Origin of the sequence: Kribbella sp. NPDC051137, assembly GCF_040682535.1 — a bacterium.
Lineage (GTDB): Bacteria > Actinomycetota > Actinomycetes > Propionibacteriales > Kribbellaceae > Kribbella > Kribbella karoonensis.
Genome location: NZ_JBFBBI010000003.1, coordinates 240,336 through 259,471, shown reverse-complemented (window position 1 = coordinate 259,471; position 19,136 = coordinate 240,336). Strand labels below are relative to the sequence as shown.

The 19,136-nt window shown below is 68.7% G+C and carries 18 protein-coding genes and 1 pseudogene; 8 read left to right on the top strand and 11 right to left on the bottom strand.

The features are described from left to right. Positions 1-3 precede the first annotated feature (3 nt). Together AB0M51_RS16215 and AB0M51_RS16210 are read right to left on the bottom strand one after the other, a co-directional pair. A complete protein-coding gene (locus tag AB0M51_RS16215; RefSeq protein ID WP_344193554.1) occupies positions 4-657 on the bottom strand; it encodes a GNAT family N-acetyltransferase in 654 nt (217 codons plus the stop codon). A gap of 47 nt (positions 658-704) precedes the next feature. Continuing rightward, on the bottom strand, positions 705-902 hold the full coding sequence (locus AB0M51_RS16210) for a hypothetical protein (RefSeq protein ID WP_344193552.1): 198 nt from the start codon (positions 900-902) through the stop codon (positions 705-707). Positions 903-1,081: 179 nt separating this feature from the next. Here AB0M51_RS16210 and AB0M51_RS16205 point away from each other — a divergent pair, with 179 nt between their 5' ends. The 5 genes from AB0M51_RS16205 to AB0M51_RS16185 all read left to right on the top strand — a co-directional run bounded on the left by AB0M51_RS16205 (position 1,082) and on the right by AB0M51_RS16185 (position 5,650). Then, positions 1,082-2,392 (top strand): PLP-dependent aminotransferase family protein, encoded by a 1,311-nt coding sequence (locus AB0M51_RS16205; RefSeq protein ID WP_344193550.1) that lies wholly within the window; start codon positions 1,082-1,084, stop codon positions 2,390-2,392. Positions 2,393-2,689: 297 nt separating this feature from the next. After that, positions 2,690-3,637, top strand: coding sequence for a D-alanine--D-alanine ligase (locus AB0M51_RS16200; RefSeq protein ID WP_344193548.1), 948 nt, complete (start codon positions 2,690-2,692; stop codon positions 3,635-3,637). Positions 3,638-3,703: 66 nt separating this feature from the next. Continuing rightward, positions 3,704-4,462: an SURF1 family protein gene (locus AB0M51_RS16195; RefSeq protein WP_344193546.1), complete on the top strand. Its 759-nt coding sequence runs from the start codon at positions 3,704-3,706 to the stop codon at positions 4,460-4,462. Next, the gene (locus tag AB0M51_RS16190; RefSeq protein WP_344193544.1) at positions 4,459-4,809 is read left to right on the top strand and encodes a DUF3817 domain-containing protein; all 351 of its coding nucleotides are present in this window, start codon (positions 4,459-4,461) and stop codon (positions 4,807-4,809) included. Before AB0M51_RS16195 ends, AB0M51_RS16190 begins: the two co-directional genes overlap by 4 nt. Positions 4,810-4,852: 43 nt before the next feature. Continuing rightward, positions 4,853-5,650 (top strand): class I SAM-dependent methyltransferase, encoded by a 798-nt coding sequence (locus tag AB0M51_RS16185; protein WP_344193542.1) that lies wholly within the window; start codon positions 4,853-4,855, stop codon positions 5,648-5,650. Between the two features lie 161 nt (positions 5,651-5,811). Here the strand turns inward: AB0M51_RS16185 and AB0M51_RS16180 are convergent, their stop codons facing one another. The 9 genes and pseudogenes from AB0M51_RS16180 to AB0M51_RS16140 all read right to left on the bottom strand — a co-directional run bounded on the left by AB0M51_RS16180 (position 5,812) and on the right by AB0M51_RS16140 (position 14,890). After that, positions 5,812-6,789 carry a ParB/RepB/Spo0J family partition protein gene (locus AB0M51_RS16180; protein WP_344193540.1) on the bottom strand — a complete coding sequence of 326 codons (978 nt, stop codon included), beginning with the start codon at positions 6,787-6,789 and terminating at the stop codon, positions 5,812-5,814. 188 nt (positions 6,790-6,977) lie between these two features. After that, positions 6,978-7,913, bottom strand: coding sequence for an AAA family ATPase (locus tag AB0M51_RS16175; RefSeq protein WP_363749510.1), 936 nt, complete (start codon positions 7,911-7,913; stop codon positions 6,978-6,980). A 1,475-nt stretch (positions 7,914-9,388) separates the two neighbouring features. Continuing rightward, positions 9,389-10,060 (bottom strand): 16S rRNA (guanine(527)-N(7))-methyltransferase RsmG, encoded by a 672-nt coding sequence (gene rsmG / locus AB0M51_RS16170; protein WP_344188706.1) that lies wholly within the window; start codon positions 10,058-10,060, stop codon positions 9,389-9,391. 192 nt (positions 10,061-10,252) lie between these two features. After that, entirely contained in the window at positions 10,253-10,765 is a 513-nt protein-coding gene (locus AB0M51_RS16165) for a R3H domain-containing nucleic acid-binding protein (RefSeq protein WP_344189580.1), read from the bottom strand. A gap of 317 nt (positions 10,766-11,082) precedes the next feature. Then, a pseudogene (gene yidC / locus AB0M51_RS16160) lies at positions 11,083-12,063 on the bottom strand (membrane protein insertase YidC); the annotation flags it as partial. Positions 12,064-12,072: 9 nt separating this feature from the next. Continuing rightward, a complete protein-coding gene (yidD, locus tag AB0M51_RS16155) occupies positions 12,073-12,384 on the bottom strand; it encodes a membrane protein insertion efficiency factor YidD (protein ID WP_344189582.1) in 312 nt (103 codons plus the stop codon). Next, positions 12,384-12,725 carry a ribonuclease P protein component gene (gene rnpA / locus AB0M51_RS16150; protein ID WP_344188707.1) on the bottom strand — a complete coding sequence of 114 codons (342 nt, stop codon included), beginning with the start codon at positions 12,723-12,725 and terminating at the stop codon, positions 12,384-12,386. Before rnpA ends, yidD begins: the two co-directional genes overlap by 1 nt. Before the next feature lie 26 nt (positions 12,726-12,751). Next, positions 12,752-12,889: a 50S ribosomal protein L34 gene (gene rpmH / locus AB0M51_RS16145; protein ID WP_130386492.1), complete on the bottom strand. Its 138-nt coding sequence runs from the start codon at positions 12,887-12,889 to the stop codon at positions 12,752-12,754. A gap of 1,209 nt (positions 12,890-14,098) precedes the next feature. Then, entirely contained in the window at positions 14,099-14,890 is a 792-nt protein-coding gene (locus tag AB0M51_RS16140; RefSeq protein ID WP_363749509.1) for a hypothetical protein, read from the bottom strand. A 6-nt stretch (positions 14,891-14,896) separates the two neighbouring features. On the opposite strand from AB0M51_RS16140, the gene dnaA reads away from it, so the two are divergent. The 3 genes from dnaA to gnd all read left to right on the top strand — a co-directional run bounded on the left by dnaA (position 14,897) and on the right by gnd (position 19,135). After that, complete coding sequence (gene dnaA / locus AB0M51_RS16135) at positions 14,897-16,597, top strand: chromosomal replication initiator protein DnaA (RefSeq protein ID WP_344189586.1); 1,701 nt, start codon at positions 14,897-14,899, stop codon at positions 16,595-16,597. Positions 16,598-17,042: 445 nt separating this feature from the next. Then, on the top strand, positions 17,043-18,188 hold the full coding sequence (gene dnaN / locus AB0M51_RS16130) for a DNA polymerase III subunit beta (protein ID WP_344188709.1): 1,146 nt from the start codon (positions 17,043-17,045) through the stop codon (positions 18,186-18,188). Positions 18,189-18,214: 26 nt separating this feature from the next. After that, entirely contained in the window at positions 18,215-19,135 is a 921-nt protein-coding gene (gnd, locus tag AB0M51_RS16125; RefSeq protein ID WP_344188710.1) for a phosphogluconate dehydrogenase (NAD(+)-dependent, decarboxylating), read from the top strand. Position 19,136 lies beyond the last annotated feature (1 nt).

The window sequence follows — 19,136 nt, the reverse complement described above, 5'->3', positions numbered from 1 at the left end:
TGTCTACTCCGGGCCTGATCGCAGCGCATCCCGAACGGTCACCGGCGCGGCCGGCGACTGCTCCGGCCGGATCGCGCCCATCAGCCGCTCCACCGCTGCCTCCATCTCGCTGCGCCAGGTGATCGTGGAGCGCAGGTCCAGCCGCAGCCGCGGATTGCGCGGATGCTCCCGCACCACACCGAACCCGACCGCCCGGAGGAACTCGGTCGGCCACACACAGCTCGGCCCGTCCCAGCGCGAGTCCCCGAACGCCTCCACGGCCCGGAATCCCCGCTTCATGACGTCCTTCGCGACCGCCTGCACCAGGACCTTCCCGAGCCCGAGCCCCAGGTAGCGGGGCAGAATCCGCCCGGTCGCCAGTACGACGGCGTCCGGGCTGACGGGCGCGGTCGGGAACGCCTGGATCCGGGGCAGGTACTTCGCCGGCGCGTACACGGCGAACCCGGCCGGCTCGTCGTCGACGTACAGCACGATCCCGGCGGTCCCCCAGTCGAGCAGCAACTGGGACAACCACGCCTCCTTCTCGAGCGCGGTGTCACCGTTCCGGATCGCATGCCGTGCGGCGACCGGGTCGAGCTCCCAGAACACGCAGTCCCGGCACGGCACCGGTAGCCCGTCGAGGTTGTCGAGGGTCAGCGGTTCGAGCCGGCGGGCCATCAGCGCATCCGATCAGCGATACAGGCTGTTAGGTTCGTCACGATCTGTCATCGGGCGGCCGGTTCGGCCACCGGCCGCGGGACGTCGGCCGGCGGCCGCACGTCCGGAGTACGGGTCGCCTGCGGAGCGACGTACCGCTGCTGCACCTTGACCGGTTGCCGCCGGAACAACTCCGCGGCGAACCCCGCCAGCACACCCAGCAACAGGCCACCGAGCGTCCACCCGGCTGTCTTGCCCACGCTCATTCCGTTCCACCTCTCAGGCCGCACCGGACCACCGGCTGTCTCAACAGCCAGATTCCGGCATGGTCGAACCTGCCCCTATAAGGCATGGTAGTGAGAGGTCACGCCGATCCCCAGCCCGCACTGAGGTGTCTCGACGTAACCTGGTGACTTCCCCCTCGATCACCGTTGGAGTGGCCCTCGTGAGTGCTGACGTGCCCGATGTCCGGCAGACCCGTCTCGACAACTATGTCGAGGCGTACGCAGCCCGGACGAAGGGCATGACCGCATCTGAGATCCGCGCGCTGTTCTCGGTCGCGAGCCGGCCCGAGGTGGTCTCGCTGGCCGGCGGGATGCCGAACATCGGCGGCCTGCCGCTGGACGTGGTGGGCGGCGCGGTCCGCGACCTGGTGATCGACAACGGCGCGGTCGCGATGCAGTACGGCTCCGGCCAGGGCGATCCGACGCTGCGCGACCAGATCTGCGACATCATGCGGCTCGAGGGCATCGAGGCGCACCCCGACGACGTCGTGGTCACGGTCGGCAGCCAGCAGGCCGTCGACCTGGTGACCCGGGTGTTCTGCGACCCGGGTGACGTGGTGATCTGCGAGGCGCCGTCGTACGTCGGTGCGCTGGGCGTCTTCCGGGCGTACCAGTGCGAGGTCGTACACGTCGCGATGGATGACGACGGCGTCGTACCGGAAGCGCTCGAGCAGGCGATCGCCTCGGTGCGGGCGGCCGGCAAGCGGATCAAGTTCTTCTACACGATCCCGAACTTCCACAACCCGGCCGGGGTCTCGCTGTCCGACGAGCGGCGCGCGCGGGTGCTGGAGATCTGCCAGCGCGCCGAGCTGCTGATCCTGGAGGACAACCCGTACGGCTTGCTCGGCTTCGAGGGTGAGCCGCAGCGCGCGCTGCGTGCGGACGATCGCGAAGGCGTCATCTACCTCGGCTCGTTCTCGAAGACGTTCGCACCGGGGTTCCGGGTCGGGTGGGCGGTCGCGCCGCACGCGGTCCGGGAGAAGCTCGTGCTGGCGCAGGAGTCCGCGACCCTCTGCCCGCCGACGTTCAGCCAGCTCGCGATCTCGTCGTACCTGATCCGGCACGACTGGATGGGGCAGGTGAAGCAGTTCCGTGAGATGTACCGCGAGCGCCGGGACGCGATGCTCGCGGCGTTGACAGAGAAGATGCCGGCGGCAACGACCTGGACGCGGCCGCGGGGCGGCTTCTACGTCTGGTTGACCCTGCCGGAAGGGCTGGACGCGAAGGCGATGCTCCCGCGGGCGGTCACGGCACGCGTCGCGTACGTGCCCGGAACCGCCTTCTTCGCCGACGGTTTCGGCTCCCAGTGCATGCGGTTGTCGTACTGTCATCCGACGCCGGAGCGGATCACCGACGGTGTCGGCAGGCTGGCCGCGGTGATCAACGAGGAACTCGAGCTCCGGCAGACCTTCGGCCCGCTGCCACCCGGCCCCGGCCGGGACTACGACGCTCCAGGACCGGAGCTCAGCTAGGGCGCGTCTCCCAATCCCACGTCGTAGCGAGGAGGTGCTCGGTGCGGTGCATCGGCGCGCGGGGGCGAAGGGGTCGATGCGGAGCATCGTTCCCTTTGCACCCGTGCGGCGAGGTGCCGTGCCGAGTGCCCCGCAGTAGGCGTGGGATTGGGAGCCGCGCCCCAGGTCCGCTTGCAAAGGTTGCGCAAGGGACCAACGGGTGGCCGGGGGTCCATGTTGCGGTAGGGGTACCGTTCCAGTGGGCCTCGGGGCCGGCGACCGCGCCGGAGACGCCCACGAGTGATCGGGATATTTGTGATGAGTGATCTGGGTCGAGTGCTGGTTCTGGCCGGTGGTCTGTCGCACGAGCGTGACGTCTCGCTGCGATCCGGCCGCCGCGTGGCGGACGCTCTGCGCAGCGTCGGTGTCGAGGTCGAGCAGCGGGACGTCGATGCCTCCCTCGTCGATCGATTGCGCGAGGATCCACCGGACGCGGTCTTCCCCGTCCTGCACGGCGTCACCGGCGAGGACGGCGCACTCCGCCAGGTCCTCGACCTGTATGGCGTCCCGTACGTCGGAGCCGACGCGGCCGCGTGCCGTACGGCGTTCGACAAGCCTGTGGCGTCGACGGTCGTCGGCAACGCGGGGCTGCACACGCCGGCGTCGGTCGTGCTCGGGCACGACACGTTCCGCGAGCTGGGCGCCGCCGCGCTGATGGAGGCCGTGGTGTCCCAGATCGGGCTGCCGCTCGTGGTGAAGCCGGCCCGCGGTGGTTCGGCGCTGGGCGCGTCGATCGTGCGGTCCGCGGACGAACTGCCCGCGGCGATGGTGAACTCCTACTCGTACGGTCCGGTCGCGTTGATCGAGCAGTACGTCGACGGCACCGAGGTGGCCGTGACGGTCGTCGACACGGGCGACGGACCGCGGGCGCTGCCTGCGGTGGAGATCCGCCCGGACTCCGGGTTCTACGACTACGAGGCGCGGTACACGGCCGGCGCGACGCAGTTCGTCGTACCCGCCCGGCTGGAGCCCGAGGCTGCTGGCGCGTGCGCTGCAGCGGCCGTCCAGGCGCATCAGGCGCTGGGGCTGCGGGACTTGTCGCGGACCGACCTCGTCGTCGACGCAGCGGGCGTTCCGTGGTTCCTGGAGGTCAACGTGGCGCCGGGGATGACGGAGACGTCGCTCGTCCCGCTCGCCGCGGAGGCCGCCGGGATCGAGCTCGGTGTGCTCTGCCGCGATCTGCTCGCTACTGCCGCCGCCCGCTGACACATCATGTCCGACGCCTCGCCCCGACCGATCTGGCGGACTGCTGTTCAGCCACGCTGGCTGGGGATGCTGACTCTCGCGCTCGCGATCGCTGCGGTGATGACGGCGATGGGAGTCTGGCAACTCGGCGTCTACAAGTCGAAGACAGCCAAGGCGACAGCAGAACACGCGGCGGCTGCGCCGGTTCCGCTGCAGTCGCTGTTCTCGATCGACGAGGGTCTGCCCGCCAAGGCGGTCGGGCGGCAGGTGACGATCTCCGGCACCTGGGGTCCCACGGCGGACCAGGTGTTCATCGCGGATCGGCAGCAGGACGGGCGCCGCGGGTACTGGGTGGTGTCGCCGCTGAAGCTGTCCGGCACCGACGCGGTGATGGTCGTGCGCGGCTGGGTCGCGTCGGTGACGGATCCGGCAGCGAAAGCTCTGAGTGGGCCGGTGTCGTTGACCGGGGCGGTCGTTGCGTCGGAGGCCGAGGACTCGTCGGCCGATGCCGCGAAGGGACGGGTGCTGTCGACGCTGCGGATCCCGACGATCGTGCACCTGGTGAAGTACCGGGTGTACGACGCGTTCGTCGTACAGACCTCGCCGGCCGGTACGTCGCCCGCGCCGGCTGCCGTCGTACCGCCTCCGCCGCCGACCGATCACGCCGGTCTGCGGAACGTGGCGTACGCCTTCCAGTGGTGGATCTTCGCGGCCTTCACGCTGTGGATGTGGGGCCGGATGGTGCTGGACGCGCACCGCTCCCCCGACGACGATCAGGCTCCGGATGCGGAGCAGGGCGACCAGGTCGGGGAGCCTGTGGAGTCAAGCGGTACCGTTTCAGCGTGACTTCCTCTGCCGACCCCGCCACTTCCGCGAAGCCGATCTCCCCGGCCGTGCGCGGCGCGCTGACCCGGTACCGCGTGATCGCGTACGTGGTCGGCGTGATGCTGCTCCTGCTGGTGTTCCTCGCGATGCCGCTGAAGTACTTCGGCGACAACCCCGGCGCCATGAACGTCATCGGCCCGCTGCACGGCTTCCTGTACGTCGTGTACCTGCTGCTGACCTTCGACCTGTTCCGCCGGGTGCGTTGGTCGTTCCCGCGGCTGGTCCTGATGGCGCTGGCCGGCACGATCCCGTTCCTCTCGTTCTACGCCGAGCGCAAGACGTCGCACGAACTCCTGGGTCGTCGCTAAATCCCGTTGTGCGGGTCCTACGCGCGGCCCTAGCGTCGCGCGCATGCTGCACGACATCACGGCGTCGAACCGCGCCAGCTGGAACCAGATCCACCACGCCCGCCCCGGCGAGCCAGCGTCGTTCTTCGTCGCGGGCGGCTCCACTCTCACCGCAGCGGAGCTCGCCGCGGCGGGCGATGTTCGTGACCGCCGGGTTCTCCACCTGGCCTGCTCGTGCGGGGACGAGGTCCTCTCCTGGGCCCAGCTCGGTGCCTCGGCCACCGGTGTCGACATCTCCGAAGTCGCCCTCGAGATGGCGATCGAGAAGTCCGCGGCGGCCGGGATCCCGGCCGACTTCGTCCGCGCCGACATGCTGGCGCTGCCCGCTTCACCACTGACCGGCTTCGACCTCATCTATCTGAGCTGGGGCGCCGTCTGCTGGCTGCCGGACCTCGATGTCTTCGCCACCTCGGTCGCCACCCGACTCGTCCCCGGCGGGTCGGTCCTGATCGCCGAGCATCATCCCGTCTGGGAGACCTTGGCCGTTCGCGGACCACACCGACTCGAAGTCACCGCCGACTACTTCGGCCGGACCGTACCGCTGGCCGCGGTCGAGAACTCGAAGCGGCCGACCGGCGCCCGGGACAATCCGGACGCCCCCACGTTCCAGGCCTTCATCTGGCCACCGAGCGATGTCATCACCGCTCTCCTGAAGGCCGGCCTCACCCTCACCAGGTTCGAGGAAGCTCCGGACCCCGAGAGCTACCCCGGTCTCGGGACGACTGCTTCCGCACTCCCCGCCACCTACCTGATCCGGGCGACGCGCAATGTTTCACATGAAACATTGCCCGGAAGTCTGTAGGTGACTTTGTCGACAAATCTCCATGCCGAGATAACCCTGTACTTCGTACTTCGAACTACCTCGCTGAGCGGGATCGTAAGCCGCCTCAGCTGACTTACATCCCTGTGATTCCTGGCCTACTCGCCGCAGAATCACCGGATCTGCTCCGGCGTGTCGACTTGTCAGGACTCGTTCTGCTTGTTCGGATCCATCAGCGTGACGATCCGCTCCAGGTCGTCCAAGGACGCGAACTCGACGGTGATCTTGCCCTTGGTCTTGCCGAGGTCGACCTTCACCCGGGTCTCGAACCGGTCCGACAGCCGGTCGGCGAGATCGACGAGTCGCGGCGCGACCGGCTTGTTGCGTCGCCGCGGCGCGGTGTTGTCGTCGGCGTTCATGTCGCCGAGCGCCACGATCTCCTCGACCGTACGGACCGACAACCCCTCGGCGACGATGCGCTGTGCCAGCCGCTCGATAGCGTCACCGCTCGGGAGACCGAGCAGCGCCCGCGCGTGACCGGCCGACAGCACGCCGGCCGCAACGCGACGTTGGACCGAAGCCGGCAGCTTCAGCAGGCGCAGCGTGTTCGAGATCTGCGGCCGGGACCGGCCGATCCGGTTCGCCAGCACTTCCTGGGTGCACCCGAAGTCGTCCAGCATCTGTTGGTACGCCGCCGCCTCTTCGAGCGGGTTCAGCTGGCTCCGGTGCAGATTCTCCAGCAACGCGTCGCGCAGCATCGCGTCGTCGGACGTCTCGCGGACGATCGCGGGGATCGTGGTCAGCCCGGCGGCCTGGGTGGCGCGCCACCGGCGCTCGCCCATCACCAGCTCGAACTTGTCGTCCTCGAGCCGCCGAACGACGATCGGCTGCAGCAGCCCGATCTCCTTGACCGAGTGGATCAGCTCGTCCATCGCGTCCTCGTCGAAGACCGATCGCGGCTGCTTCGGGTTCGGCGTGATCTTCTCGACCTCGATCTCGGCGAACGACGCACCGGGGACCGCGGCGAGCTCCGGCTCCTTCGACGCCTCCGACTCCGTCGGTGTCGCCACCGGGGGCGCGCCCGGGATCGAGTTCGACTTGCTGCCGAGGGTGGTCGTGGTACCAGGGGCCGGCGAGCTGGGGATCAGCGCACCAAGTCCGCGTCCGAGTCGGGTGTTCATCGCGCTCCCTCGAGTTCGACATCCTGCTGAGCTACTGCTGGACTATCACAACGCCGAACGGGTGCCGCAATTCCTACACCGGCCCCCGTATCCCGTTTCACGTGGAACGGGACCACACGACGCAACCGTTTCACGTGGAACGGCCGCGTGTCACGGCTGATCCTCAGAGGGCGTCCGAGGGTTTGATCTCACGCGTTGTTCCGCATGGCGATCTCGCGGGACGCCTCCAGGTACGACAGTGCGCCGGCCGAGGCCGGGTCGTACGCGAGCACGGTCTGCCCGTGGCTCGGGGCCTCCGAGATACGAACCGAGCGCGGCACGGCGGTCCGCAGTACGGCGTCCTTGAAGTGACCCCGTACTTCGGCAGCGACCTCACCGGCCAGCTTCGTCCGAGCGTCGTACATAGTCAGCAGGATCGTCGACACGTCGAGCCCGGGGTTCAGGTGGGACTTCACCATGTCGATGTGGCGGAGCAGCTGCGAGAGACCCTCGAGCGCGTAGTACTCGCTCTGGATCGGGACCAGGACCTCACGCGCGGCAGTCAGCGCGTTCACGGTCAGCAGCCCGAGCGACGGCGGGCAGTCGATGAAGACGTAGTCGTACTTCTCCCCCGCGGCCTCGGTCTCGGCGAGGAAGGCCTCCAGCACACTCTTCAGCCGGCTCTCCCGGGCGACCAGGCTCACGAGCTCGATCTCGGCACCGGCCAGGTCGATCGTCGCCGGGATGACCTGGATACCGGGATGCTCGGCGCAGGGCTGGATCAGCTTGCTCAGCGGCTCGCCCTCGATGATCGCCTCGTACACGCCCGGCGTACCTTCGGCGTGCTCGATGCCGAGCGCCGTCGACGCGTTGCCCTGCGGGTCGAGGTCGATGACGAGGATCTTCGCGCCGTACAGCGCGAGGCCGGCCGCCACGTTCACCGTCGTGGTGGTCTTGCCGACGCCGCCCTTCTGGTTGGCGACGACGAACACTCGGGTCTGGGCGGGCAGCGGGAACTCGCGGCCCATTGTGCGTCCTTCATTCACCAGCAGGGTCCGTTCGGTCGCGGCGGCGATCGGAGTCTCGAGGAGTCGTCGCTGAAGCTCGTCCGTCGTGGCCCGCGCGGCGATCTGTGCGGCAGTCATAGCGCCCATTCCAATAGGTGCGGGACTCGGCCCGAAGAGGATGTCTGTAGGGGTCGGGGCAGGTCTACCCCCAGCTCCGTCCACAGGCTTCTGTGGACGAATTCCCGTGTGCAGAGGCAGTTTCATGCGGTCGTCATCCACAGGCGGTGGAGACTCCGAAAGGTCCGCCTCGGCGTCCACCAGTGGCACCGAATCAGACCCTGAACCATCATCTCGCATCTCCGGCGTTTCACGTGAAACAGCGCGGGTGTCATCACCAGTTGGCCCACCCAAACCCGCCGCAGCGGCAGCCCGCAGCCCCGAAGTATCAACCGGAGGCACCACCACCGACCGCTCAACGCCCACCCCACTGCCACCCCCAGCAGTTCCCGCAGCCCCGGCAGCTCCCACGCCCCCGGCAGCTCCCACGCCCCCGGCAGTTCCCACGCCTCCGGCCGCTCCGGATGCTCCGGCAGCGCCCGCGGCCTCAGCAACTCGCGCGGCCTCAGCATGTCCGGCGGCCTCAGCGGCTCCGGCGACCTCAGCAGCTCCCGGGGCCTCGCCAGCGCCCGCGACCCCAGCAGCTCCCGCAGCCTCGCCAGGTCCGGCGGGCGTCGGGAGTCCAGCCGCTCCGGGGCTCTCCGCCAACGCCGCGGCCTCGGCAGACCCGGTGCCCTCGGCAGACCCGGTGCCCTCCTCAGGCCCGGTGCCCTCCGCAAGCCCGACGCCCTCAGCAGGCCGGGCCGGCATCGGGGGCCCGTCCGCTCCGGGGCCTGCCGCTGGCGCGGCGGCCTCCGCTGGCGCGGTGGCTCCGCCAGGCCCGGTGGGCGCGGTGGGCGCGGTGGGCGCGGTGGGCGCGGTGGGCGCGGTAGCATCGCCGGCCTCGGCCGGTCCCACAGGCTCGGCAGGTTCGCCGACCACGCCGTACTCGGCGAACGGGCCGGACTCCGTAGGTTCGGCGGTCTCCGCAGCCTCGGTCTCCGCAGCCTCGGTCGGTGCAACCTCGGTCGGTGCGGTGATCCCTGCAGCCTCGGTAGTAGGTTCGGCGACCTCGTCAGGCTCGGTGGCCCCCGCGGCCTCTGCGGGGGCGGCCACCCCGGCAGGCTCGGTGGCTCCTGCGGAAGCGGTGCCCCCGGCGGACGTGGTCGCCCCGGCTGGCTGGGCGGCCTCGATAGGTTCGGCTGCTTCGGTGGTCCCGGCAGCAGCGGTGGTCCCGGCAGCAGCGGTGGGCTCGGTTGACGGCGATGCGGTCGTGGCTGGTGCGGGTGAGGCGGCGGCGGGAGGCGTCGTGGGTCGCTGTCCAGTGGCGGGCTGGGCTGTGGGGGGCTGGGCTGTGGTGATGGGTGGCGCGGGTGCTGGGGACGTGTCGGGAGCGGGTTCCGGAGTCACCACGCGGACGGCGGGGTCCACCTCGGTCGGCCAGCCGATGCCCTGTGATGACCTCGGCTCACCGGTGCTCTTCTCGGGCCATCCGAGGGCACGACTCACCAACCCGCTCACCTCCCGTGTCGTCCGTGCCGGGATCCCCCTGCAGCACGTCCGGCCACAATACTCACCACAGTCGTGGGGAGGGCCAGTTCATCGCCGCCGAGTTGGTGAATATGACAAACCTCTGCACCAAGCTTCATCAATTCGCGTTCTGAGCCGTCCAGTTCCTCCTCCGCGGACGCCCCTTTCATCGCCAGCATCAGTCCGCCCTCGACACAGAGCGGCAGACACCAACGCGCCAGTTTGGCCAGCGGAGCGACCGCCCGCGAGGTGACCACGTCGTACGACGCCGGCGGCAGATCCTCGGCCCGTGCCCGGACCACGCGCGCGTTGTCGAGCGCCAGTACGTCGACGGCCTCCTGGAGGAACGTCGTCCGACGCAGCAGCGGCTCCACCAGGTCGACCTGGAGATCCGGCCGGACGATCGCGAGCACGATCCCCGGAAGTCCCGCGCCAGTGCCGACATCGGCGACCGACGACTCCTCCGGGATCAGTCGTTCGACGACCGCGCAGTTGAGCAGGTGCCGGTCCCAGAGTCGCGGTACCTCCCGCGGTCCGATCAGTCCTCGCAGCGTGCCTTCGGTGGCCAGCAACTCGGCGTACTCCGAAAGCCGGACCGCCGCCCGTGGGAACAGCTTGTCCACGAGCGGCGGGGTTTCACGTGAAACGTCCTCGGTCATGCGCCCTCCCGGCACTGACGCAGGAAGCCGGCGGCGGAGCGACGACCGAAGGCCGGAAAGTCGAGCCCTTCGATCTGCCAGGACGGAGTCGCGGCGTTCAGCACAGCGACCTGGGCGTCGAGGGAAGGTCGGGAACAACAGCCCGACAACCCGCAGCGCACGAGGCTCGACCTGTGCAGGGTCATGCGGTCGTCACGGCTGGACCACCACGCGCCGGCGCGGCTCCTCGCCCTCGGACTCCGACGACAGGCCGGCCGCCGCAACGACGTCGTGGACGACCTTGCGCTCGAACGGCGTCATCGGGTCCAGACGCACCGGCGTACCGGTGGCCTTGGCCTCCTCGACAGCCTTGCGGCCGACCTCTTCGAGCTCGGCCTTCCGGTTGGCGCGGTAGTTCGAGACGTCCAGCATCAGGCGCGAACGCTCGCCGGTCTCCCGGTACACGGCCAGCCGGGTCAGCTCCTGGAGCGCCTCCAGAACCTTGCCGTTCTCGCCGACCAGGTTGTTCAGCTCGGCGCCGACGATCGAGACCGCGGCCCGGTCACCGTCGATGTCCATATCGATGTCGCCGTCCAGATCGGCGATGTCGAGAAGCTCCTCGAGGTAGTCGGCCGCGATGTCGCTCTCCGCCTCGAGTGCCTTCAGTCGCTCCGATGCGGAGCTCTTCGGGCCGGTGGACTCGTCCGCCGCCTCGATGTTCTGCATGCCGTCGGTCACGGCCACTCCTTCATAGTGTCAAGATCCGCCCCACGGGGACCCGGGATCGTCAAAGAAAGGGATTGCGGTGCGCAGCGTCAGCGCGATCCGCCGGAGCGCTTCTGCGCCGCCTTCTTCTGCGCGGCCGACTTCGCCGCGGGCTGGCGCTTGGCTCCGGACCCCTTCTTGCCGGCCGGCTGCTTCTTGGCAGCACCGGCCTGAGTCTTCTTGGGCGCGTCCTGCTTCGGCGTCGCGTCCTGTGCCGCCGCAGCATCCGCCTCTGCGGACGTCTGACCGTTGCTCGACGCGTTGGCGGCCGGACCGCTCTTCCGGTCACTGCGCGACTGCCGCTTCGGCTGCTGCCGCTGCGCCGGACGCCGGTCGGTCGTCTCGGTGTCGGTCACGGCACCGGCGGTCCCCGGGACGTTCTCGTCGGCCGGGCGGCCATGGCGCAGGTTGTGCTCGCGCTTGCGGGCCTGCATCGCGTCGTACGCCGCGGTGCCCGGAGCCGGGTTGCGGCGGATCACGTAGAACTGCTGGCCCATCGTCCACAGGTTCGAGATGAACCAGTAGACCAGCACACCGATCGGGAAGTTGAAGCCACCGATCAGGAAGAAGATCGGGAAGACGTACAGCATGATCTTCTGCATCTGGGCGGCCTGGCCCTCGAGGGCCTCCTTCGGCATGTTCTTCCGCATCAGCTGCAGCTGCGTGGTGAACATGGTCGCCGTCATCAGGATGATCAGGACGATCGCGACGACCTTGACGTTGCCGGCGCCGCTGCCGTTGGCCTTCAGGAAGGTCTGCGAGATCTCCGCACCGAAGATCTTGGCGTGCTGCAGCGAGTTGACGTACGGCTTCATGATCTCGCTGTGCCACTGGCCCTTGGCCGCGTAGTCGAGCACCCGGAACAGCGCCAGGAAGATCGGCGACTGGAGCAGCAGCGGCAGGCACGAGGAGAACGGATTGGTCCCGGTCTCCTTGTACAGCTTCATCATTTCCTGACCGAGCTTCTCCCGGTCATGGCCGTACTTCTTCTGCAGCTCCTTCATCTTCGGCTGCAGCAACTGCATGTTCCGGCTGGAGCGGATCTGCCGCACGAACAGCGGGATCAGCAGGGTCCGGATGGTGATGGTCAGACCGACGATGGACAGCGCCCACGCCCAGCCGCTGTTCGGGTCGAGCGCCTGGCTGAGGAGCCAGTGCCACCCGACCAGCAGCGCCGATACGGCCCAGTACAGCGGCGTCATGACCGTGTTGAACAGGTCTACGATCCCGTCCCACACCGCGAGCCCGGGGATGGCCAGAAGAGTCACTCACACACCTCGCTGCACAGGCCCGGCGTCGGCTGACGGCCCGGGCTGGTTGGCGGAGACAGACTCTCCGCGCTGGTCGACATCTTTGGGTGGAACGGGGTCGTAGCCTCCGGGGTTCCACGGGTGGCAGCGGAGAAGTCGCCTCACCGCCAGCCAGCTACCGCGCACCGCACCGTGGCGCTCGACCGCCTCCAGGGCGTACGCCGAACAACTCGGGTAGAACCTGCAGACCTGCCCGTACAGCGGGCTGATCAGCAGGCGGTACAGCTTCAGGAAACCGATGATCCCGCTGCGCACGGGATTGAACCGCATCATGACTTCGACAATCGGCGGAACGCACCGTCGACGTCCGCGACGAGCTCGTCGTACGACGCCGCCGCGGACGACGGCAGCGCGCGGACGACAGTCAGGCTGCCGTCCGGCAGGTCCGCGATCCGCGCTGCCAGGACAGCACGCAGACGGCGGTGGACCCGGTTCCGCAGAACCGCGTTGCCCACCGCCTTGTTCACAACGAATCCGACGCGCGGGGGGCCGGTGTGACCGGCCTCCGACAACACATGCAGGACCACCGCGCGTCGCGCCGCACGCCGACCGGACCGGACGGCGCGACGGAAGTCGTCGGACCGGACCAACCGGTTCGACGCGGGCAACACGAGGTGGTCACCGTCAGACGGGTCGCTCAGGCCGCGAGGCGCTGACGACCCTTGCCACGACGGGCGGCGATGATCGCGCGACCCGCACGGGTGCGCATCCGAAGACGGAAGCCGTGCTTCTTGTGCCGGCGACGGTTGTTCGGCTGGAACGTCCGCTTGCTCACTGGAATGACTCCGGTTACTCGAGATCACAAATTTGTCGACAAATCCACTGATTGGATCTGCCCGGGTGCTTGTCCTGCACGCCGTCGGAGAACCAGAGGAGGGTCCCGCAGGGAGCGCAGCACGAAAGGGCCGGCTCAACACCGACCGATCCACGGTACGTGCCTCGCTGTGGACAGGTCAAACCAGGTATCCCCAGAGTTTTCCACAGCCTTGTGGACAGCGTAGTGGGTAACTGGGTGCCGGACCGGTCGTCACTGTCCGGACCGGGCGACGACAGAGAGCAATCGCCAACCACGACTACGCTCCGGCGTCTACCCGACACGCCGCAGGTTGCCCCCAATTTCCTGTTCATAGCCTGTGGATGACGGCTTGAAGGTGGCTGGCCGGACTTGTTAGCGTCACTCCTTCACACCAGAGGTCCCACACCCCGCAATCGGTAACCAACCCGTCCCGGCGGTCGTTCACAACTGTGGACAACCGTGTGGACAGTGCGGCAGCACGGTGTCGGGTCGAACGGTCGCGCAGCCCGGATTCCTCCGGATCGCGCCGGCCACCGCAGCGATGGATTCGGGGAGCAACGCGTGGTCGAGGACCATTCCGCCAGTGCGGAATTCACACCGGCGGAATTCACCGGAAGCGAGTACCGGACGGACTTCGGCGCCAACGGCCGGCAGGATCTGCGGCCCGAGCCCGACGCGGACATTCGCCCCGAACCCGAAGCCAACTTCCGCACCGAGCTCCCACCCGCTCCGGAGCCCGAGCCGCGAGTGGAGCCTGCGGCCGGTTCGGGGCCGGTAGGTCGGGTTGAACCGCGGCGTCGTCCCGAGCCGGCACCGCAGGCGGAGACGCTCCCGATCCCGATGCCGGAGGCCGCACCGCGGATGGACCCGGGTGACTACCTGAGCCCGTCACTCCCGATCCCGATGCCCGAGCCGTCGGCCTTCGGGTACCGTCCCGCGCCGCCGCCGGCGCCGTACGGCTATCGCTCCGAGCTCGAACGCGCGGCCACCGATCTCCCGGCCGGCCCACCCATGCCCACCGCAGGTACGACGTATTTCGGTGCGGCCCCAGCCGTCGGCAACTACCGCCACCCCGATACCGGCACTGCCTGGGGAACGGCGGATTGGGGTACCGGCAGCGTCAACGCAGCTGGCTCGGTACCCAACGAGGGCGAGGCACGTGTGGACAACGCATCCACCAACCAGTGGTCACCTGACGACAACCCCACGCAGCACCCGCCCGCGGCCGATCAGACCGGCACTCCGGACCAGGCGGAGCGAGCGACCGAGCCGCGGGATGAGGTGCACAGCGAGCCGCACCAGCAGGCGCCGCAGGAGCACACCGCACCGGAGTCGCACGCCCAGCAACAGCCGACCACACCCGAGCAGTACCAGCCTCTGCAGCAAGCCCCAGAGCACCAGGTCGCGCAGCAGCAGGCTCCAGAGCAGCAGCACGTCGCACAACAGCTGCACCAACAGCCGCAACAAACCGCGCACCACCAGCAGCAGCACCACGAGCAGGAGCGCCACGAGCAGGAGCGCCACGAGCAGGAGCGCCAACAGCAGCCCACGCCACAGCAGCAGGCTCCTCAGCAGCAATTCCTGCCCGGCAATCAGCAGCAGGCGCAGCAACCCAGCATGCAACAGCACGCCCAGCAGCCCCCTGCCCAGCAACACGGGGGCCAGCAACACGGGGGCCAGCAACACGCGGGCCAGCAACACGCGGGCCAGCAACACGCGGAGCAGCCCGGCAATCACCAGCAGGCGCAACAGCCCAGCACGCAACAGCACGCGCAGCAGCCTCCGGTCCAGCACCAGATGGCCGAGCACCAAACGGTCCAGCAGCAGATGGCCCAGCAGCAAGCGGCTGAACAGCAGGCGGCCCAGCACCAGCCCGCCCAGCACCAGCCCGCCCAGCACCAGCCCGCCCAGCACCAGCCCGCCCAGCAGCAAGTGGGCCAGCACCAGCCGGCTCCGCAGCAGCCGCAGATGCAGCAGCAACCGCACATGCAGCAGGCGCGCGTCACCGAGGTGGCTCCAGCGGCGACGGACCTGGGGGAAGCCTGGGCGCGTGTGCTCGCCGGCCTGCCGCCGAACCAGCGCGCCTGGCTGACCAACTCGCGCCCTGTCACCCTCCACGAGAGCACGGCGATCGTCGCGGTTCCCGACGACTTCACCCGCGGCCAACTGGAGACTCGCCTGCGTCCCGACCTCGAGCGCATCCTCACCGAGAGCTTCGGCCGCGACATCCGGATCGCCGTCACCGTCGATCCGTCGCTCGATCCCGAGCAGCAGCAGGCCCCCCAGCACCAACAGCCGCAACGCCAGCAGCCTCAGCAACAACAGCACCCGCTGCAGCAGAACCCCCTGCAACAGAACCCCCTACAACAGCCACAAGCACCGCAGCAGCAGTACCAGCAACAGCCGGTCCAGCGGCCCGCGCAACAGCCCCCCGCCATCCGCGAGCCGCTCCGCACCGACGGCGCGTATCAGCCGACCATCCAGTCCGCGCTGACCGACCCGGACAACGGCCCGCAGTACAACCAACCGCCCGCGCAGCCGCAGTACGAGCAACAATCCCAGCAGCAGCACTCCCCGTTCGGCCAGCCGCTCGGCTCGGTCGCCCCGCCGCCGAACGGTTCCAGCCAGCCGGCGACGGAGGCGCAGGGGGAGGCGCGGCTGAACCCGAAGTACACCTTCGAGACCTTCGTCATCGGCAGCTCGAACCGGTTCGCGCACGCTGCGGCCGTCGCGGTCGCCGAGGCACCGGGTAAGGCGTACAACCCACAGCTCATCTACGGCGACTCCGGTCTGGGCAAGACCCACCTGCTGCACGCGATCGGCCACTACGTGCGCAGCCTCTACACCGGCGCGCGGGTCCGGTACGTCTCCAGTGAAGAGTTCACCAACGACTTCATCAACGCGATCCGCGACGACAAGGCGTCCCAGTTCCAGCGCCGGTACCGCGACGTCGACGTACTGCTGATCGACGACATCCAGTTCCTGGAAGGCAAGATCCAGACCCAGGAAGAGTTCTTCCACACCTTCAACACGCTGCACAACGCGAACAAGCAGATCGTGATCAGCTCCGACCGGGCGCCGAAGCGCCTGGAGGCGTTGGAGGACCGGCTGCGGAACCGCTTCGAGTGGGGTCTGATCACCGACATCCAGCCGCCCGACCTGGAGACCCGGATCGCGATCCTCCGGAAGAAGGCGGCCACCGAGCGGCTGACCGCGCCGCCGGAGGTGCTGGAGTTCATCGCGTCCAAGGTGCAGACGAACATCCGGGAGCTCGAGGGCGCGCTGATCCGCGTCACCGCGTTCGCCAGCCTCAACCGGCAGCCGGTCGACCTGAGCCTCGCCGAGATCGTGCTCAAGGACCTCATCCCCGAAGGCAGCAAGCCCGAGGTGACGGCCAGCATGATCATGGGCCAGACCGCGTCGTACTTCGGGCTCTCGATCGACGACCTGTGCGGATCGAGCCGCAGCCGGGTCCTCGTGACTGCCCGGCAGATCGCCATGTACCTGTGCCGCGAGCTGACCGATCTCTCGCTGCCGAAGATCGGCCAGCAGTTCGGCGGCCGCGACCACACGACGGTGATGCACGCGGAGCGGAAGATCCGGCAGTTGATGTCCGAGCGACGCAGTGTTTTCAACCAGGTGACCGAGCTGACGAACCGCATCAAGCACCAGGCGAAGCAGCAGTAGTCAGGACGCACAGGTTGGGGACGCAGCTGTGGAAAACTGTGGGAAACCCTCGTTGTGGTTGTGGATTCGCTGTGGGGACAGAAATCTCCGTCCACGGCCGTCCTCAACCGAAGCGGAGACTGTCCACACGCCGTCCACATGGCAATTCGTGGTCTGACCTGCGAAGTCGCGGCTTTTCCACACTATCCACCGGTGCTAAGAACACTATGGAATCTATAGAGAGCTCGAAGGCCACAAAACGATCGAGCGGCCCGATCTGGGGAAAACCCCGATCTCGCGCCGGCTTGCGGGACCTGTCAGGCTGTTCCCGAAGGCAGCAGAAGCACGATCGGTACGACGCCGACGCGACCCGCCCGAAGCGCCACGTCCGGCCCGAATGGCGCACAGCACACTTGTCCGTGGCAGGATCTGCCTGGCACACAGCCGAAACAGGAGGCACCCAGCGGTGAAGTTTCGCGTCGAGCGCGACGTACTGGCCGAGTCGGTGGCCTGGGCCGCGCGCAGTTTGCCCAGTCGACCCAGCGTCCCGATCCTTGCCGGCCTTCTGGTCGAGGCCGAGGACGGGCAGATCACCCTGTCCGGTTTCGACTACGAGACCTCGGTCCGGGTCACCGTGCCCGCGCAGGTCGCGGATGCCGGCAAGTGCCTGATCTCCGGCCGGCTGGTCGCCGACATCTCCAAGAGTCTTCCGAACCAGCCCGTGGACGTCGCGGTCGACGGCGCGAAGGCACAGGTCACCTGTGGCAGTTCGCGCTTCACGCTCCAGACGCTTCCCACCGAGGAATACCCGGCCCTCCCGTCGCTTCCGGCGGCCAGCGGCACGGTGAAGGCCGACGTCTTCGCCCAGGCCGTCTCACAGGTCGTCACCGCCGCCGGGCGCGAGGACACGCTGCCGGTGCTGACCGGTGTCCGGGTCGAGATCGAGGGCTCCACGATCTCCCTGCTGGCCACCGACCGTTACCGGCTGGCAATCCGCGAGCTCGAGTGGAACCCGGAGTCCCCCGACGCGTCGGCGGCCGCGTTGGTCCCGGCGCGCGTGCTGTCCGAGACCGCGAAGGCGATGACCGGCTCGGACGTGACCGTCTCGCTGGCCGCGCCTGGCACCGGTGACGGCATCGTCGGCTTCGAGGGCCAGGTGTCCGGTGGCAACCGCCGCGCCACCACGCGGCTGCTGGACGGCGAGTTCCCGAAGGTCCGCGGCATCATCCCGAACGACGCGTCGATCGCGACCCGGGTCCGGATCGACACCGCGACCCTGGTCGAAGCGGTCAAGCGGGTCGCGCTGGTCGCGGAGCGGAACGCCCCGGTCCGGCTGACCTTCGACGAGGACAGCGTCACGCTGGACGCCGGCAGCGGCGACGAGGCGCAGGCGTCGGAGTCGCTGGAGGCGCGCGTGGTCGGCGACCCGGTGACCGTAGGCTTCAATCCGACGTACCTGCTCGACGGTCTCGGTGCGATCGGTACACCGGTCGCGCACCTGGCCTTCACGCAGGCGACGAAGCCGGCCGAACTGACCGGCGTGCGGGACTTCGACGGCGAACCGATCAGTGAGTTCCGGTACGTGCTGATGCCGGTCCGCCTGAACAGCTGAAAAGCCAACAGAACAAGGGGATTCAGATGGAGCTCGGCCTTGTCGGTCTCGGCAAGATGGGCGGCAACATGCGCCAGCGGATCCGCAACGCGGGCCACACCGTGGTCGGATTCGACAACAACCAGGACATCTCCGACTCCACCGACCTTGCCGACATGGTCGGCAAGCTGACCGCCACCGGCCAGCCGAAGGTGGTCTGGGTGATGGTGCCGGTGCAGGCCATCGACCCGGTCGTCACCGAGCTGGCCGAGCTGCTCTCCCCCGGTGACATCGTGATCGACGGCGGCAACAGCCGCTGGACCGACGACACCCGCCGCGCCGCCCAGCTGGCCGAGAAGGACATCCGCTTCGTCGACTGCGGCGTCTCCGGCGGCGTCTGGGGCCTGGAGAACGGCTACGCGCTGATGTGCGGCGGCGACAAGGCCACCGTCGACGTCGTGATGCCGATCTTCGAGGCGCTGAAGCCCGAGGGTGAGTTCGGCTTCGTGCACGCCGGCAAGGTCGGCGCCGGGCACTTCTCGAAGATGGTCCACAACGGCATCGAGTACGGCATCATGCAGGCGTACGCCGAGGGCTACGAGCTGCTCGAGGCCTCCGACATCGTGGAGAACGTGCCGGAAGCGTTCCAGTCCTGGCGCGAGGGCACCGTGATCCGGTCCTGGCTGCTGGACCTGCTCGTGAACGCGCTCGACGAGGACAACCACCTGGAGAAGATCCGCGGGTACGCCGACGACTCCGGTGAGGGCCGCTGGACCGTCGAGGCCGCGATCGACCTCGCCGTACCGGTCCCGGCCATCTCGGCGGCGCTGTTCGCCCGGTTCGCGTCCCGGCAGGAGGACTCGCCGGCGATGAAGGCGATCGCGGCGATGCGCAACCAGTTCGGTGGTCACGCGGTGAAGGGCGCCGAGGCCGCCGACCCGTCGTACGCCACCCCGCCCACGCACTGAG